The organism is Bacillus sp. N6 (genome assembly GCF_052805735.1).
On sequence record NZ_CM127843.1, the window covers coordinates 2,187,410 to 2,205,407 of the forward strand.

The 17,998-nt window shown below is 34.5% G+C and carries 18 protein-coding genes; 14 read left to right on the forward strand and 4 right to left on the reverse strand.

What is annotated here, in order from left to right; translation table 11 throughout:
- Nucleotides 1-65: 65 nt before the first annotated feature.
- Entirely contained in the window at nucleotides 66-281 is a 216-nt protein-coding gene (gene gerPF, locus ACUXVC_RS11245) for a spore germination protein GerPF (RefSeq protein ID WP_001141569.1), read from the reverse strand.
- A gap of 207 nt (nucleotides 282-488) precedes the next feature.
- Here gerPF and ACUXVC_RS11250 point away from each other — a divergent pair, with 207 nt between their 5' ends.
- The 5 genes from ACUXVC_RS11250 (at nucleotide 489) to ACUXVC_RS11270 (ending at nucleotide 3,247) form a co-directional block, all read left to right on the forward strand.
- Nucleotides 489-824, forward strand: a complete 336-nt coding sequence (locus tag ACUXVC_RS11250) for a hypothetical protein (protein ID WP_000651909.1) — start codon at nucleotides 489-491, stop codon at nucleotides 822-824.
- Nucleotides 825-868: 44 nt separating this feature from the next.
- Nucleotides 869-1,069 (forward strand): hypothetical protein, encoded by a 201-nt coding sequence (locus ACUXVC_RS11255; protein ID WP_095690965.1) that lies wholly within the window; start codon nucleotides 869-871, stop codon nucleotides 1,067-1,069.
- 141 nt (nucleotides 1,070-1,210) lie between these two features.
- Nucleotides 1,211-1,918, forward strand: coding sequence for an SDR family oxidoreductase (locus ACUXVC_RS11260; protein ID WP_095690964.1), 708 nt, complete (start codon nucleotides 1,211-1,213; stop codon nucleotides 1,916-1,918).
- Nucleotides 1,919-2,161: 243 nt separating this feature from the next.
- The gene (locus tag ACUXVC_RS11265) at nucleotides 2,162-2,836 is read left to right on the forward strand and encodes a DUF6944 family repetitive protein (protein WP_069355549.1); all 675 of its coding nucleotides are present in this window, start codon (nucleotides 2,162-2,164) and stop codon (nucleotides 2,834-2,836) included.
- 198 nt (nucleotides 2,837-3,034) lie between these two features.
- Complete coding sequence (locus ACUXVC_RS11270) at nucleotides 3,035-3,247, forward strand: YqaE/Pmp3 family membrane protein (protein WP_000990219.1); 213 nt, start codon at nucleotides 3,035-3,037, stop codon at nucleotides 3,245-3,247.
- A 64-nt stretch (nucleotides 3,248-3,311) separates the two neighbouring features.
- On the opposite strand, the gene ACUXVC_RS11275 is transcribed toward ACUXVC_RS11270, so the two are convergent.
- Nucleotides 3,312-3,521, reverse strand: coding sequence for a KTSC domain-containing protein (locus ACUXVC_RS11275; protein ID WP_000977079.1), 210 nt, complete (start codon nucleotides 3,519-3,521; stop codon nucleotides 3,312-3,314).
- Nucleotides 3,522-3,987: 466 nt separating this feature from the next.
- Between ACUXVC_RS11275 and ACUXVC_RS11280 the strand changes: the two genes are divergently transcribed.
- Nucleotides 3,988-6,468: a PBP1A family penicillin-binding protein gene (locus tag ACUXVC_RS11280; protein WP_446026048.1), complete on the forward strand. Its 2,481-nt coding sequence runs from the start codon at nucleotides 3,988-3,990 to the stop codon at nucleotides 6,466-6,468.
- Between the two features lie 380 nt (nucleotides 6,469-6,848).
- On the opposite strand, the gene ACUXVC_RS11285 is transcribed toward ACUXVC_RS11280, so the two are convergent.
- Entirely contained in the window at nucleotides 6,849-7,133 is a 285-nt protein-coding gene (locus ACUXVC_RS11285; RefSeq protein WP_063547175.1) for a hypothetical protein, read from the reverse strand.
- 235 nt (nucleotides 7,134-7,368) lie between these two features.
- Between ACUXVC_RS11285 and ACUXVC_RS11290 the strand changes: the two genes are divergently transcribed.
- The 8 genes from ACUXVC_RS11290 to ACUXVC_RS11325 all read left to right on the forward strand — a co-directional run bounded on the left by ACUXVC_RS11290 (nucleotide 7,369) and on the right by ACUXVC_RS11325 (nucleotide 17,051).
- Complete coding sequence (locus ACUXVC_RS11290; protein ID WP_095691566.1) at nucleotides 7,369-8,514, forward strand: MFS transporter; 1,146 nt, start codon at nucleotides 7,369-7,371, stop codon at nucleotides 8,512-8,514.
- Nucleotides 8,515-8,529: 15 nt separating this feature from the next.
- A complete protein-coding gene (locus ACUXVC_RS11295) occupies nucleotides 8,530-8,820 on the forward strand; it encodes a HesB/YadR/YfhF family protein (protein WP_001222842.1) in 291 nt (96 codons plus the stop codon).
- A gap of 395 nt (nucleotides 8,821-9,215) precedes the next feature.
- Nucleotides 9,216-10,337 carry a citrate synthase gene (mmgD, locus tag ACUXVC_RS11300; RefSeq protein ID WP_141241071.1) on the forward strand — a complete coding sequence of 374 codons (1,122 nt, stop codon included), beginning with the start codon at nucleotides 9,216-9,218 and terminating at the stop codon, nucleotides 10,335-10,337.
- A gap of 98 nt (nucleotides 10,338-10,435) precedes the next feature.
- Nucleotides 10,436-11,872 (forward strand): 2-methylcitrate dehydratase, encoded by a 1,437-nt coding sequence (gene prpD / locus ACUXVC_RS11305; protein WP_000598139.1) that lies wholly within the window; start codon nucleotides 10,436-10,438, stop codon nucleotides 11,870-11,872.
- 18 nt (nucleotides 11,873-11,890) lie between these two features.
- A complete protein-coding gene (prpB, locus tag ACUXVC_RS11310; protein ID WP_000312640.1) occupies nucleotides 11,891-12,799 on the forward strand; it encodes a methylisocitrate lyase in 909 nt (302 codons plus the stop codon).
- A 152-nt stretch (nucleotides 12,800-12,951) separates the two neighbouring features.
- On the forward strand, nucleotides 12,952-14,661 hold the full coding sequence (locus ACUXVC_RS11315) for an acyl-CoA dehydrogenase family protein (protein WP_095690961.1): 1,710 nt from the start codon (nucleotides 12,952-12,954) through the stop codon (nucleotides 14,659-14,661).
- Nucleotides 14,662-14,677: 16 nt separating this feature from the next.
- Nucleotides 14,678-15,568 (forward strand): NAD(P)-dependent oxidoreductase, encoded by an 891-nt coding sequence (locus ACUXVC_RS11320; protein ID WP_016081726.1) that lies wholly within the window; start codon nucleotides 14,678-14,680, stop codon nucleotides 15,566-15,568.
- A 22-nt stretch (nucleotides 15,569-15,590) separates the two neighbouring features.
- Nucleotides 15,591-17,051, forward strand: a complete 1,461-nt coding sequence (locus tag ACUXVC_RS11325) for a CoA-acylating methylmalonate-semialdehyde dehydrogenase (RefSeq protein ID WP_000633339.1) — start codon at nucleotides 15,591-15,593, stop codon at nucleotides 17,049-17,051.
- Nucleotides 17,052-17,127: 76 nt separating this feature from the next.
- Here the strand turns inward: ACUXVC_RS11325 and ACUXVC_RS11330 are convergent, their stop codons facing one another.
- Nucleotides 17,128-17,760, reverse strand: a complete 633-nt coding sequence (locus ACUXVC_RS11330) for a LysE family translocator (RefSeq protein ID WP_000572360.1) — start codon at nucleotides 17,758-17,760, stop codon at nucleotides 17,128-17,130.
- Nucleotides 17,761-17,998 lie beyond the last annotated feature (238 nt).

Sequence of the window (17,998 nt, forward strand, 5' to 3'; positions counted from 1 at the left end):
TGTCAAACAGCCTGATTATAGTATAGACAAATTAAAATTTTCTATACAAAAAGTTGAACATAAGATTAGGCTGTACCCACTTGGTTTTGATCTGCAAGATCAGAATCAAATGTATTGGTCGCGCTAACACCGCTAAAAGTATTAACAACAAAACCAACGTTTGATGCGCCAGAACCATTATAAGCTTTCGTATTTTCTTTTGGAGAAACGTTGTAGAAATCACCTAAGTTAAATGAACCATTACTATTTTGTACAACTAAATTCCCTACAACTGATGGCATAATTTTCACCTGCTTTATAATAAGTTGTTAACATTACTATATGGAGTTATAGTCCAGATGGTTCATATAATAAAAATTGTGGAATAGTAAAACGTTTGGAGCATGGATTTCAATAAAAGTGTGTTAAAATTAATATAATAAAGTTGAGTAATTTTTTAAAAAAATTTGTATAATTGATATATACGAAAATAAAGGAGGCAAAATGTAATGAAAGATATTATGAAAAAAGTTGATTTAACAGATGCCAAATCAAGTAATCTTGTTGCACTAATTTATAGTAATGAAGTTATATTAGTTGAAGACGCATTTTGTCCAAATGAAATAAAATTAAAGTTTAATGAAATTGCAATTTTATCTGCAATTAAAACAGCTCATATTGCGAAAGTGTCTATTAGGAAAGAACTTGAAGCGCTTTTTCATGATACGGGTGTTATATTAGTGAAACAAAATGTTGATTATGGTAGTAGCCAATCTATTACCATGCATTTTGAGCAATTTAAAAAATTGCAATATGAGATTGAATATTTAAATAAAAGTATGTAATAAGGCAGCTAAATAAAGGTTCTATCATAAAGGTGGAATGTGTTGTGTTGAAAAAGTGGTTTGAAAATTATTTGGGTGAATCGCATTGTAAACATAAATATATTTTTATTAAGATGCAGGATAATGAGGATTTAAAAAAAGGTACATTAGGTGTAGTTTATATTTACCAGTGTGAGAAATGTGGAAAAGAGAAGTTGAAATGTAAAAACGATAATGAAATAAACAATGAATTTTTAGATATATAGCAAAAAGTAACCATGATGGTTACTTTTTTATTTATGTATGCAATATCAAAACCATTACTAAAGTATGAGTTGAGTTGATACTATAGTAAATGGCTGAATAAAAATGAAGAGAGTAAAATATAGGGAAGGAGGATGAGAGAAATGCAGAGAAAAGAAATTGGTAAATCTGTAATTATTACAGGTGTGACACAAGGGTTAGGACGTGCGATGGTTGATCGATTTCATGAATTAGGGTGGAACATATATGGTTGTGGACGTTCAAAAGATAAAATTGAGGAACTAAAAAAACAGTACAGTAAAATACATGATTTTCAAGTAATTGATGTTTCAGATTCTCAGCAAGTTAACAACTGGGCAAATTATATACTTAATAGACATACGGCTCCCGATATGATAATAAACAATGCATCGATTGTAAATCAAAATGCACAACTTTGGAAAATTACGGCTCAAGAATTCGAAAATGTAATGAATGTAAACGTGAATGGTGTAGTGAATGTAATAAGAGCGTTTGTTCCCGCAATGGTAGCTAGGAAAGAAGGAATTATCATTAATATGAGTTCTAGTTGGGGGAGAGAAGGTGAAGCTGAGCTTGCGCCATATTGTGCCTCGAAATTTGCAATTGAAGGTATCACTAAATCTATGGCACTGGAATTACCTCATGGCATGGCTGTAGTTGCTTTAGATCCTGGAGGGAGTATTAGTACTCCAATGCTGAAGTCATGTGCGCCACAATATATAAATGAATCACCTACACCTGAAACTTGGTCACATAAAGCAACTCAATATATATTGAATATAACAATAGATGAAAATGGAGATTCATTGACATGCCCAGCATGCATATAAAAAGCACCTTTAATGTGCTTTTTATATTAGTAGCACATTATATCATTCACAAAATTACATTTGAAAAATAAAATAAAAGATTAAGGGTGGAATTTATTTATTCCGCTATTTGCCAATCAGTAAGACCCCCACCTCAAAATTCAGCGAAAGTAAAGAATTTAGGCGGGGGATGAAGAACACCCCATTGATTAAAGTTTCACTTTATTTTGAAGGGTTTAGAAAATATTTAAATAGGTGATAAAAATGAATCCAAGCGGTTTAAAAGTTACAGGGGCATGGTTTCAAGTAGGAGGGAACCTTACAGCTGCAATTGGAACGACAAGAGGATTTATTGGAGAAGAGAAAGTTGAATCGGATCTTGTTATTGTAGGAAGCTCATTACAAGCCCTCGGGTATATATTACAAATCATTGCGAGCAATTATGATGATGGGGAAGAAAAAAGAGAAAATCAAAATATAGGCTTAGAGAATCAAAGTAAATTACTTGATCAAATAGGAATTGAGCTATTAGCATTAGGGAATATATCAAATGTAATAGGAACATATTTTAATATAAATGAACAATCGAAAGAAAATGATTATCTTATTATTACAGGGAACAGTTTACAATCGATCGGTGCTTTTTTCGGAGTAGAAGCAGCTTTGATGGATATAAATGTGCTACAGAAAATAATTATATTAGGTAACTCCATGCAAAGTTTAGGTGCTGGATTACAAGCGTATCAAGGTGTTTCAAATGTATTGAAAGATGAGAGAGAAAATGAAGATAGTATTTTTGATAAGAAGGATGAGAGAATAATTGCACTCATTGGTATTTGGATACAAGCGATAGGAACGTTAATTTCTGCAATTGGAGTAACTGCAATAGAGGAAGAAAATAGGCTAGAAAACAATGAAAAGGTTGAAATACTTATATAAATAGAAGGAGATACATGAATTTTATAGGTACGTTAAGATTAAAATAGTAGTAGGTTTTTTTGCCTATAGATAGAATATATAAAGTAAGAGATGTTATATATACTTAATGAAAATTTATGTAACAACAACATCATAAGGTTTCTTTACGTATGTTTTGAAAAGGGATATATAAAATACAAAATAAGGAGTTTTCAAGGGATGATGTATTTATTAGCAATTTTTCTTCCACCTGTTGCTGTACTATTTTGTGGAAAACCAATTCAGGCAATAATAAATTTCATATTAACATTAATATTTTGGGTTCCAGGAGTTATACATGCAATTCTTGTAGTGCATGATAAAAAAGCTGATCGGCGTTTGAAAAAACAAATTCAAGCATATGATGAAATTAATAAGAGGAATCGAAGATAATTCATCTGTGAAATGTTTTTAAAAGAAAGGAGGATTAACCTCCTTTTTTTAGTGGGTGTTAAGTTTAAATTTTTGTGTGGCGGAAAGAATTTTTAATATAAGTTTTATGATAATAACTTTTAGATTGTGCATGTAATAGGCCAATATAAATACTTTCTGGTACATTAAAGAAATCGTACATACCGTTCTTTAATTGGATTCGCAAAATCATAGAAAAAGGATTATAGCCAACAGCAACTATATTTTTTGAAATCACGGGAGATAGCTTCATCATTACGCAACTCCTCACTTTTCATTTTTAATAATTTCTTGTATATGTTGAGGTTGTGATGTTGAAATCCTTATAATTTAAGAGGTATTATACTTATATGCAACATATTAAATGTTTGTTATACGTAATTATAAGGAAGTTCACACGAAGTACATATCGTTGTGCTATTTTTATTTCACCTTTGATTTATAAATAAGAAAATATTGACCATTTGAAAAAAAGGTATATTATTTATACGAGGTATTAAAAATTCACTTTTTACATTCTATGCTTAAAGGGGCAGCGTTATTAGGAAAAATAGAAGTGAAAATAGTTTGTATAAGAAGTATTCTAAAATTTATAATCTGTGAATTAGGAAAATATTGAATGCTCCAGGTCAATATACTTTCTTAATCAAATGCATTTTAGAAAGTGACCTCAATATTTTTAAGTAAATCAACGGGAGAATTGAAAGGCAGGAGAAAGTAACATGTCAGAAAATTATCGTTCTCGAGAGGAACGACGACAAGTTAAAAAGAAAAAACAACCAGCTTCTAAAACACAAAAACCAAAAGGTAAAACATCATTCTTTCGCAAGTTTTTAATTACTTGTTTATTACTTGGTATTGTTGGTTTAGTGGCGGGGGTTGCTACCTTTTTCGTAATGATTAAGGATGCACCAAAACTTGAGAAAGCAAAACTTGTTAATCCGTTATCCTCAAAAATTTATGATAAAAACGGGGATTTGGTATATGAATATGGAAAAGAAAAAAGGACGAATGTTACGTATGAGCAAATACCTAAATTAGTAGAAAATGCATTTTTAGCAACAGAAGATTCACGTTTTTATGAGCATAGCGGAGTAGATTTTAAAGGCACTGCGCGTGCTGTTCTAGTAAGTCTTAAGGGAGATTACGGTTCTCAAGGTGGAAGTACGATAACACAGCAAGTTATTAAAAACTACTTCTTATCAATGGACAAAACACCAAAGCGTAAGGCGCAAGAAATATATTTAGCTTATAAGCTAGAACAACAGTATTCAAAACATGAAATATTAGAGATGTACTTAAATAAAATTAACTTAGGAAACCGTTCATATGGGATCGCAACAGCAGCACAAAACTACTATGGTAAAGAATTGAAGGACTTAACATTACCAGAAGTTGCGATGCTGGCAGGTTTACCGAAAGCACCGAATAACTATGATCCAACGAAAAAAGAAAATGTTCAAAAAGCAACAGAAAGAAGAAATGTTGTTCTAAACTTAATGAATCGACATGGATATATAACAAAACAGGAAATGGAAGAAGCATCAAAAGTTGACGTAGAAAAGGGACTCAAGCCTGCAACTCAACTACAAACAATGCCATACCCTGCATTTATGGATGCAGTTGTGAAAGAAGTAGAAAAAGAATTGCCAGATGCTAATATTGGTTCTGATGGTTTAGAAATTTATACAACGTTAGATCCGAAAGCACAGAAACTTGCTGATAATATTTTAAATAATAATATCATTGATTATCCGAACGATAAATTCCAAGGTGCATTTACATTTATGGATACGAAAACAGGAGAAGTTCGTGCTATAGGTAGTGGCCGTGGAGAAAATAAAGCTGTATTTAAAGGGCATAATATGGCAATTGAATTAGATCGTGCAGCTGGTTCAACGATGAAGCCGATTTTCGACTACGCTCCTGCAATTGAATATTTAAAATGGGCTACGTACCATCAAATTGATGACTCTCCATTTAAGTATTCAACGGGACAAGAAGTACGAAATTCAGATAGAAGTCATATGGGCCCTATTACAATGCGTGTAGCATTAGAAAAGTCACGAAATATCCCAGCAATTAAGACTGCGAAAGAAGTTGGAATTAATAAATCAAAAGACTTCTCTGAGAAATTAGGCATTACATTTAATACGGCACCGACTGAATCAACAGCGATTGGTACAAATGAAGTATCACCAACTGAAATAGCGGGCGCTTATGCGGCATTTGGTAATGATGGTAAATATACGAAACCGCATTTTGTTAAGAGAGTCGTTTATCCAGATGGTAAGTCACAAAGTTTTGGACAAAAACCAAAACAAGTTATGACAGACTCTACTGCATATATGATTACAGATATGCTTCGTTCTGTAGTTACATCGGGTACTGGTACATCTGCAAATATAGCATCTTTAGATGTAGCTGGTAAAACGGGTACGACAAACTACTCATCAAAACAATTAGCTCAATATAAAATTCCAGAAAGTGCAACTCGTGATAGTTGGTTTGCTGGATATACACCGCAATATACGATGGCAGTATGGACGGGGTATATGAAAGATGGTAAAGACGAGTATATTAGTAGTAAAAATACGAAAATTGCACAGTTGATCTTTAAAGAAATGATGAGTGAAATGGCTACAGATAAATCACGCTTTAAAATGCCAAGTAGCGTTATTCAAGAAGGTAGTGAGCTACGTATAAAAGGTGAAAAACGTGATTCATCGCCAAATACTAGCGTACCGGATACAACGGAGCAACCAAAACAAGATCAACAGCAAAAAACTGAAGAAGAGAAAAAGCAAGAAGAATTAAAGAAACAAGAAGAACTGAAAAAACAAGAAGAGCAAAAGAAACAAGAGGAACTTAAGAAGCAAGAAGAACAAAAGAAACAAGAAGAAGAAAAGAAACAAAATGAACAAAATAACGGAAATGGTCAAGGAACGACACCTCCAGCGAATAACGGAGGAGGCCAAGGAACGACACCTCCAGCAAATAACGGAGGAGGTCAAGGAACGACACCTCCAGCGAATAACGGAAATGGTCAAGGAACGACACCTCCAGCAAATAACGGAGGAGGCCAAGGAACGACACCTCCAGCGAATAATAATGGAGGTCAAGGAACTCCAACCCCACCTGCAACAGTACAACCAAATAATGGTGGAAATGCAGGAGAGGTTCCTGCCAATAATGGACAATAAGAAAAATTTATAGAAAAGTTTTCAAAAGAGCACTTAAGATTTGTAGGAATTTACAATCTTAAGTGCTTTTTTCATTTTGCTACAGAAAATGTAATGTTAAGGGCTGGATAGAAGAAAAAGAGTGAATTAACGTAAAGAGAGGAAAGTCTATTTGCAAAAGATGGTATGTGTTGGTTATCCCGCAAAGTGACTAACTGTGATGAATCATATAAAGTATTAAATAAGTAAAAATTATATTCAAATCTTTAATAAATATCTTTCTTTAGTTGGGAAAATAATTTAAAAAGTCGAATTTCTTATTTAGGAAATTCGACTTTTTATGTTGAAACTGGAGTGAAGTTAATCTTTATTGCAATGTAGGGGGAATACAGTGATGGCTATTAAATGTTAAACGTGCCATAAAAATTTTGAAAATAAATTGATGGGAAATGATAAAAGACTTGAGCCTGAGGTGGTGGAGCGTAGCTAGGGTGATAAAAGGTAGTGCTACTTGGATGGGCACCATGATGCCAAAATGAAGGGGTAGCTTGACCTGGTGATTGGTATTGTTGCCAAATTGCTGGAAGTTCAATGCCGACATCGGAACTTGCTGTATGAACGGCGGGGGCATGTATTTCGGGTATAGAAGGAACCGCGACAGTTACTCTTGATGATAATACCCACATAAAATAATCACTCCTAAGTTGTGATAATAAATTAGTATATTCTTTTCACACGTATAAAGGTACATATATAGGACTTTCGTTTAAAACATGCGTACAAAGTCTTAAGACTAATGTAAGCTGATGGTGGACTATTTAATATGAAAAGATACGTCTATTTACGGAGGGAAAAGAGATAAAAAAAATGTACAATGAGGGTGTTAATCGTAATATTTTACGAGTGTATGGAGGTATTTTTATGGAACGATTATGGACGAAATCATTTATTCAAATGACTTTCGCAATGTTATTTTTATTTACAGGATTTTATTTACTTGTTCCAACGCTCCCGCTCTTTATTAAAGAGATAGGTGGCAATGAATCGCAAGTTGGACTCATGATGGGAATGTTTACAATAGCTGCTGTTGTAATACGACCGATTATTGGAGGAATGTTAGATCAATATGGTAGAAGATCATTTATTATTTTTGGACTCATCTTTTTTGGCTTAACGATGTACTCCTATAATATAGCATCGACTATTATTCTTTTAGCTGTTTTACGTGTTATTCACGGAGTAACATGGGCTGTTTCTACAACAGCTGTTGGAACAGCAATAACGGATATTATTCCAGATTCACGCCGCGGTGAAGGTATGGGTTGGTACGGGATGGCGATGACAATTGCAATGGCGATCGGACCTATGATTGGATTATGGGTTGTGCAAAATTATTCATTTGATGGTCTATTTTTATTAGCGACGTTGTTATCTTTTATGGCAGTCGTATTATCATTAATAACGAAGATGCCATTTACGCCACAAAAAGAAAAAGGGAAAATTCAGCTATTTGAGAAATCCGTATTAACAATCACGATTGTAGTATTCTTTTTATCGTTTGCATATGGAGGAATAACAACCTTTTTACCGTTATTTGCATCATCAATTCATGTAAACCCGGGAACTTTCTTTCTTGTATATGCAATTGCATTAACAATTGTAAGACCAATTTCAGGGAAACTATTAGATAAGTATGGAGAAGTATTCATCATACTTCCAGCATTATGTATTACTATTTTAGCTATAGTTGTTTTAACTATTTCAAATGGTTTGATAGGTGTAATTATCGCAGCAACATTATACGGTATTGGATTTGGTTCAGCGCAGCCAGCTTTGCAAGCGGCAATGCTTACAATTGTCGACCCGAGTAAAAGAGGAGTTGCAAATGCTTCATTTTTTACAGCGTTTGATTTAGGAATCGGGTTAGGTGCTATTTTACTTGGAGTTGTTTCACAAATGTTTGGTTATCGTATTTTATTTTCAGGGAGTGCAATTTCAGCATTGATAGCTTTAATTATTTTCGTCTTCTTTGTAAAACAACGATTAGGAAAAAAAGAGTTTGCGTAAACTGGAGGAATAAAGATGAGAATTTCAATTGATCGTAAAGCTCTGCAATGGTTCCAGGAAGAATTACGTATAAAGCACGGTGAATCTGTACGTTTTACTGTAAGGTACGGAGGGGATAGTTCAATTCAGCCCGGATATTCTTTAGGGGTTGTTGCTGAGAAACCAGATGGGGAAATAGTGTCAGTTGAGAAGGAAGGTATTATATTTTTTGTAGATTCTGATGATCTTTGGTATTTTCAAAACTATGATTTATTTGTAAGTTATCATGAGGAAATGGAAGAAATTCAATTTAATTATGTAAAATAATAACTTTATTAAAAATGAATAAGTTTTATATAAAAATTATATTTAAGAGATAGTGAAATAAATATCATATAGTAACGAGCTGTATTTATGTACAGCTCGTTTTTTTTATTTCTCAAATAAAATTAGAATAATTGTATATTTGGCGGTGTTATATGAAAAATCTTTATATCTTGTTTTTGAAAATACGCAAAGAAGTCTATTCTTTCTTTATAAAATATAAGAATTATTTTCAAAAAATTGTATTGTTACAGTAAGAAAAGTGTAGGAAACTTATCATTATAAAATAAATTGAAATCTTCTAAAAACTCTGATACATTGAAATAGAAATGTAGTTTCACAATATTGTAAAGGCTTACAGTTATGTGCACGAAGATCTATTAGGATTGGAGGAAATAATGATGAAAGCTGAAGAAAAATTTTCCCCGGGATTAGATGGTATAGTGGCAGCGGAGACGAAAATCTCGTTTCTTGACACAGTAAAAGGTGAAATTGTAATTCAAGGGTATGACTTAATCGAACTCTCAAAAACAAAAGAGTATTTAGACATTGTGCACCTTTTATTGGAGGAACACCTACCGAATGAAGATGAAAAAGCAACACTTGAAAAGAAATTAAAAGAAGAATATGCAGTACCAGAAGGTGTATTCAACGTACTAAAGGCATTGCCTAAAGAGACGCATCCCATGGATGGATTACGTACAGGTGTGTCAGCGTTAGCTGGTTACGATAATGATATCGAAAACCGCTCGTTAGAAGTGAATAAAAGCCGAGGGTACAAGCTGTTAAGTAAAGTGCCAAACATTGTAGCGAATAGCTATCATATTTTAAATAATGAGGAGCCAATTGAACCTCTTAAAGAATTATCTTATAGTGCGAATTTCTTCTATATGTTAACTGGTAAAAAACCAACTGAACTTGAGGAAAAGATCTTTGATCGTTCCCTTGTTTTATATAGTGAGCATGAAATGCCAAACTCTACATTTACAGCTCGCGTTATTGCATCAACACAATCAGATTTATACGGTGCTTTAACAGGTGCAGTTGCATCTTTAAAAGGAAGTTTACATGGCGGTGCAAATGAAGCGGTTATGTACATGCTTTTAGAAGCTGGTAATGTTGAGAAATTTGAAGAGTTATTACAGAAGAAATTATATAACAAAGAAAAAATTATGGGCTTTGGACACCGTGTTTATATGAAGAAGATGGATCCAAGAGCACTTATGATGAAGGAAGCTTTAAAACAGTTATGTGATGTAAAAGGTGATTATACACTATATGAAATGTGTGAAGCTGGAGAAAAGATTATGGAAAAAGAAAAAGGAATTTATCCAAATCTTGATTATTATGCAGCTCCAGTATATTGGATGCTAGGTATTCCAATTCAACTTTACACACCTATCTTCTTTAGCTCTAGAACAGTGGGATTATGTGCGCACGTTATTGAGCAACATGAAAATAATCGTTTGTTCCGTCCGCGTGTAAATTATATTGGCGAGCGACATGTACTTAGTAAATAAGAACAACTGGGGAGTTGTTAGCACCGCCCGCCAGATGGGTGTTTGACCGACACCCATCATTAATAATAACGAATTTTCGACAGAAAGGGAAGGATAGCATGATTAAAACAAATGAAATTAAGCAAAAAGATGCATTATTAGAAGAGATTACGGATTATGTATTAAATAAAGAGGTTACTAGTGCAGAAGCATTCAGTACAGCTCGTTACGTATTACTTGATACACTTGGATGTGGAATTTTAGCATTACAATATCCAGAATGTACGAAATTACTAGGACCAGTTGTGCCAGGAACAGTCGTGCCAAATGGTACACGTGTACCAGGTACGTCTTATGTACTAGATCCAGTAAAAGGTGCATTTAATATCGGATGTATGATCCGTTGGTTAGACTATAACGATACTTGGCTTGCAGCAGAGTGGGGACATCCATCTGATAACCTAGGCGGAATTTTAGCGGTCGCAGATTATATTAGCCGTGTTCGTATTTCAGAAGGAAAAGAAGCTTTAAAAGTACGTGAAGTATTAGAAATGATGATTAAAGCACATGAAATTCAAGGCGTGCTGGCTTTAGAAAACAGCTTAAACAGAGTTGGTCTTGACCATGTATTATATGTAAAAGTAGCAACAACTGCAGTAGTTGCGAAAATGCTTGGCGGAACACGTGAAGAAATCTTTAATGCATTATCACATGCGTGGATTGATAATTCTAGTCTTCGTACATATCGTCATGCTCCAAATACGGGCTCACGTAAATCATGGGCTGCAGGTGACGCAACGAGCCGCGGTGTTCATCTTGCAATGACTGCTCTAAAAGGTGAAATGGGTTATCCAACAGCATTATCTGCGCCAGGATGGGGATTCCAAGATGTATTATTCAATAAACAAGAATTAAAATTAGCAAGACCACTAGAGTCATATGTAATGGAAAATGTATTATTTAAAGTGTCATATCCAGCAGAATTCCATGCACAAACAGCTGCAGAATGTGCAGTGAAGTTGCATCCGGAAATTAAAGAGAGATTGGATGAAATTGACCGCATTACAATTACAACTCATGAATCAGCAATTCGTATTATTGATAAAGAAGGTCCATTAAATAACCCAGCTGATCGTGATCATTGCTTACAATACATTACGGCAATTGGTTTATTAAAAGGAGATATCGTTGCAGATGATTATGAAGATGCAGTAGCAAACGATCCACGTGTAGACGAATTACGTAATAAGATGGTTGTTGTTGAAAACAAACAGTACAGTTTAGATTACCTTGACCCGAACAAGCGCTCAATCGCCAACGCTGTTCAAGTTCACTTTAAAGATGGCACAGTAACAGAAAATGTGGAATGTGAATATCCACTTGGTCACCGTTTCCGTAGAGACGAAGCAATTCCAAAAGTTGTTCAAAAATTCACTGCAAATATGGCAGGTCATTATTCTAGTAAGCAACAAGAACAAATTCATGAAGTTTGTTTAAATGAAGAAAAGCTAGAAAATATGAATGTAAATGAATTTGTAGATCTATTCTTAATTTAATAATAGGGGGAATTTAGAATGGCTTGGGTTGTGAAAAAGCAGTCAACACAAGAGGAGCTTGCGAATCGATTCCGAGCTTTAGTAGAAGCAAATGAAATTTTGCAAATTCCAGGTGCTCATGATGCAATGGCGGCTTTAGTTGCAAAAAATACAGGTTTTTCAGCTCTTTATTTATCAGGAGCTGCTTATACTGCAAGTAAAGGCTTACCAGATTTAGGTATCGTGACGTCTACTGAAGTGGCTGAGAGAGCAAGAGATTTAGTAAGAGCTACAGACTTACCTGTTCTTGTTGACATTGATACAGGATTTGGTGGTGTACTAAATGTAGCGAGAACAGCTGTAGAAATGGTGGAAGCGAAAGTAGCAGCTGTCCAAATTGAAGATCAGCAATTACCAAAAAAATGTGGACATTTAAATGGTAAGAAACTTGTTACTACAGAAGAATTGGTTCAAAAAATTAAAGCGATTAAAGAAGTTGCACCGAGCTTATACATTGTAGCACGTACTGATGCTCGCGGCGTTGAAGGATTAGATGAAGCAATTGAAAGAGCAAATGCATATGTAAAAGCAGGTGCAGATGCAATTTTCCCTGAAGCGCTTCAATCAGAGGAAGAATTCCGTCTATTTAATAGTAAGGTAAATGCACCTTTACTTGCGAATATGACTGAATTCGGAAAAACTCCATATTATAGTGCAGAGGAATTTGCAAATATGGGCTTCCAAATGGTTATTTATCCTGTAACTTCACTTCGCGTTGCAGCGAAAGCGTATGAAAATGTGTTTACTTTAATTAAAGAAACAGGTTCTCAAAAAGATGCACTTTCTAATATGCAAACGAGAAGTGAATTATACGAAACAATTTCATATCATGACTTTGAAGAGTTAGATACTGGTATTGCAAAAACAGTATTATCAGAAGATCAATAGATAAAGCAGCGAAGGCGATGAAAATACATCTTTGGCAAAATAAAATGCTTGATGTGAAAAATCATCGCCTTCTATTTTCAAAAAAGATATTCCACTCATCGTAGACGAGCATAAGCAAAAAGCTATGAAAGCCGAATGATAGGGGGATACATATGGAGAAAACGAAGTTACCATGGGATGAATTTTTTTCACTCAATAAAGATATAAATCATACTTACTTTACACCAGAAGATTTTTCAGGTGATGAAGATTTAATCGCAAAAACGACAGAACAATTCGTTAAACAAGAAATTGTTCCACAAATGGAGAATATTGAACAACATAACTATAAAGTTTCTCGTCAATTATTTGAGAAAGCTGGGGAACTTGGATTATTAGGCATTGAGGTACCAGAAGATTATGGCGGGTTCGAGTTAGGAAAGGCTGTCTCAGGTCTTGTAGCAGAGAAAATGGGTTACGCTGGTGCGTTTAGCGTTTCTTTTAATATACACGCTGGTGTCGGTACATTGCCTTACATATATTATGGAACGAAAGAACAGAAAGAAAAATATTTACCGAAAATCGCATCGGGAGAATGGATTGGTGCTTATGCTTTAACTGAGCCAAATGCTGGTTCGGATGCATTAAGTGCAAAAACAAGCGCCGTATTGAATGAAGAGGGAACAGGTTGGAAGTTAAATGGTGAGAAGCAATGGATTACAAATGCTCATATGGCAGATGTATATGTTGTTTTTGCGAAGACAAATAAAGGAATGACAGCGTTTATTGTCGAAAGAACATGTGAAGGTGTATCTATTGGATTAGAAGAAAAGAAAATGGGGATTAAAGGTTCTTCAACAGCGACTCTTATTTTAGAAGATGTTGTCATCCCTGCTGAAAATGTTTTAGGGGAAGTTGGGAAAGGGCATCACGTAGCCCTTAATATTCTTAACTTTGCTAGACTTAAACTTGCTTTTGGAAATATTGGAACAGCAAAACAAGCAATTGGTTTGTCGGTTCAATATGGAAAAGAGCGAAAACAGTTCCAAACGGAATTAGTAGACTTTACGATGATTCAAGAGAAAATTGCAAATATGATCATTGCTACATATGGAGCAGAAAGTGCAGCTTATCGTACAGCAGGTGTAATCGATGAAGCAATTCATGAGAGCGATGAAGATCTTATGAAGAAAATGTCCCAATTTGCAATTGAATGTGCACTAAATAAAGTAAATGCTTCTGAAACACTTGGTCACATCGTAGATGAAGCTGTACAAATTCATGGTGGTTACGGTTATATGCAAGAATACGAAGTAGAACGTTTATATCGTGATGCTAGAATTAGTCGTATTTTTGAAGGGACGAATGAAATTAATAGATTAACAGTTGCTAAAATGTTAATGAAGCAAGTGGAACAAATTGAAGATACTGAAGTAGAGATTGATGTAGAAAATGTCGAAAGAAACCATCGTTACATTTTATTAGCGAAAAAATTGTTGAAACAATCTTTGAAAACGCTCTCTAAAACTCCAGGTTTAAAAATTGATCAAGAGCAAGAATATTCACGTGTATTATCAAATATGTTAACGGATGTGTACGTCATGGAATCAGCATTTTTACGTACGAGTAAAGCAATTAGTAAAAATGGTGAAGGGAAAGAACGTACGAAACAAATGATAACTGACGTTATTTGTGAAGAAGGATATCGTAAAGTAGAAGAAGCGGCGATTTCTATACTTTCAGCGGCTGTTACAGAAGAACAAGATAGACACGTAATTTTAGCTGGAATTCGTCAATTATCAGTACCTTTATACACGAACGTATTTACAAAAAAGAGAGAAATTGCGAAAGCTATTATAAATCGCGGAAAGTATATTGTGTAAATAGGAGGAAAGCGATATGAAAAAGATTGGTTTTATCGGTTTAGGTAACATGGGTCTTCCGATGTCAAAAAATCTAGTTAAATCAGGTTACACAGTATATGGCGTGGACTTAAATAAAGAGGCAGAAGCGTCCTTTGAAAAAGAAGGCGGAATTATCGGTCTATCAATCTCAAAACTAGCAGAAACATGTGATGTAGTTTTTACAAGTTTACCTTCACCTCGCGCTGTTGAAGCGGTATATTTTGGAGCAGAAGGATTATTTGAAAATGGTCACTCGAATGTAGTTTTCATTGATACAAGTACGGTATCGCCGCAGTTAAACAAACAATTAGAGGAAGCTGCAAAGGAAAAGAAAGTAAACTTTTTAGCAGCACCTGTGAGCGGCGGTGTAATTGGAGCCGAAAATCGTACATTAACGTTTATGGTTGGTGGATCAAAAGAGGTATATGAGAAAACGGAATCTATCATGGGCGTTCTAGGCGCGAACATTTTCCATGTTAGTGAGCAGATTGATAGTGGTACAACTGTTAAGTTAATTAATAACTTATTAATTGGTTTTTATACAGCTGGTGTAAGTGAAGCTTTAACATTAGCGAAAAAGAACAATATGGATTTAGATAAAATGTTTGATATTTTAAATGTAAGTTACGGCCAAAGCAGAATTTATGAACGTAATTTTAAAAGTTTTATAGCACCTGAAAACTACGAGCCAGGATTTACTGTGAACTTATTGAAGAAAGATTTAGGGTTTGCAGTTGACTTAGCTAAGGAAAGCGAACTCCATTTACCGGTAAGCGAAATGTTATTAAATGTATATGACGAAGCGAGTCAAGCTGGATATGGTGAAAACGATATGGCTGCTTTATATAAGAAAGTTAGCGAGCAATTAATTTCTAATCAAAAATAAATTATACAAAGGAGAGAATACAATGATTACAACTGAAATTAAAAGAGTGAAAAATCACATTAACGGTGAGTGGGTTGAATCGACAGGTACGGAAGTAGAAGCAGTTCCAAATCCAGCGACTGGAAAAATTATCGCTTACGTTCCACTATCTCCAAAAGAGGATGTTGAAAAAGCTGTTGAAGCGGCAAAAGCAGCATTCGAAACATGGTCTAAAGTACCAGTTCCGAATCGTTCAAGAAATTTATATAAATATTTACAGCTATTACAAGAAAACAAAGATGAGCTTGCAAAAATCATTACGCTAGAAAATGGTAAGACGCTAACGGATGCAACAGGTGAAGTACAGCGTGGTATTGAAGCGGTAGAACTTGCAACATCGGCACCTAATTTAATGATGGGACAAGCGCTTCCGAATATTGCTAGCGGAATTGATGGATCAATTTGGCGCTACCCAATCGGAGTTGTTGCTGGTATTACACCGTTCAACTTCCCAATGATGATTCCATTATGGATGTTCCCACTTGCAATTGCTTGCGGTAATACATTCGTATTAAAAACATCGGAAAGAACGCCACTTTTAGCGGAGCGACTTGTAGAATTATTCTATGAAGCAGGTTTCCCAAAAGGCGTATTAAATTTAGTACAAGGCGGAAAAGATGTTGTAAATAGCATTTTAGAAAATAAAGATATTCAAGCTGTTTCGTTCGTTGGCTCTGAGCCGGTAGCTCGTTACGTATATGAAACAGGTACGAAACACGGAAAACGTGTACAAGCGTTAGCAGGTGCGAAAAACCATGCAATTGTAATGCCAGATTGCAATCTTGAGAAAACAGTACAAGGTGTAATTGGATCTGCATTTGCAAGTAGTGGAGAGCGCTGTATGGCATGCTCAGTAGTAGCAGTAGTGGATGAAATTGCTGATGAATTCATTGATGTATTAGTAGCAGAAACGAAAAAATTAAAAGTAGGCGATGGCTTTAACGAAGATAACTATGTTGGACCATTAATCCGTGAATCTCATAAAGAGCGCGTTTTAGGCTATATTAATAGCGGTGTAGCAGATGGGGCAACTTTATTAGTAGATGGCCGTAAAATTAATGAAGAAGTTGGAGAAGGTTACTTTGTAGGTGCGACAATCTTTGATGGCGTGAATCAAGAAATGAAAATTTGGCAAGATGAAATTTTTGCTCCAGTATTAAGCATTGTACGTGTTAAAGATTTAGAAGAAGGTATTAAACTAACAAATCAATCTAAATTTGCAAACGGTGCGGTTATTTATACGTCAAATGGTAAACATGCACAAACATTCCGTGATAACATCGATGCTGGTATGATCGGTGTAAATGTAAACGTTCCAGCACCAATGGCATTCTTCGCATTTGCAGGAAATAAAGCTTCATTCTTTGGTGATTTAGGTACAAATGGTACAGATGGCGTTCAATTCTATACACGTAAAAAAGTTGTAACTGAGCGCTGGTTTTAATATAGAGTAAACAGCCAAATCAACTATTAAATGAAAACCACCACCACTATTAATAGTGGTGGTGGTTTTCATCTTGTTAATTATTTTTTTCAAAAGCTAGTTTAATACCAAATCCAATTAGGACGACTCCTGTTAGCCCTTGAATATAACGTTGCGTCTTTGGTTTTTTCATAAAAGCACTAATTTTATCAATTAAAAATATATAAAATGCAAACCAAATGACTGTTAAAACGAGGTAAGTAAGGCCCATTACAAGAAGTTGAATAAATGTATTATGATTTGGATTTAAAAATTGCGGTAAAAAAGTTAAAAAGAAGACTGCAACTTTAGGATTTAATAAATTTGTAAGAAATCCTTGGCGAAAGCAAGAAGTATGTTCGTTTTCATTATTCAAAGATAGATCATTTGTATCTAAGTTTTCTTTGTTTCTTACTGCTAAAAGGGCTTTAATACCGATATATATTAAATAGAGAGCCCCAACGTACTTGAAAATAGAAAATAAAAGAGCTGACTTTACAATAAGTGCAGAAAGACCAATTACAGCAGCTAAAGTATGAATTAATAGTGCAATACATGTACCAAACACTGTTTTCACTCCACCGACTTTACCAGCAACCAATGTGTTTTTCGTAGCCATTGCTGTATCTGGACCAGGTAAAATGATAAGGCAAATAGACATAATGATGAAAAGAAGATAATTTTCTATCATAGCCGCCCCTCCTTTTTATTTTTGGAATATTCGATTAAAATCAGTGTAGCACAAAAATGGATTTAATAAAATTAAATTTTATTAAAAATTATTAAATAAAAAAAGGCTATATAGTAGCTGTAATTTCACTACTATATAGCCTCGATTTTATCCCGCTATTTGCGAGTAGTAAGATTTCCACCGCACAAGATTTAGCTGAAGCAAAGAAGTTAGGTGGGGGATGAACAAAACACCCACT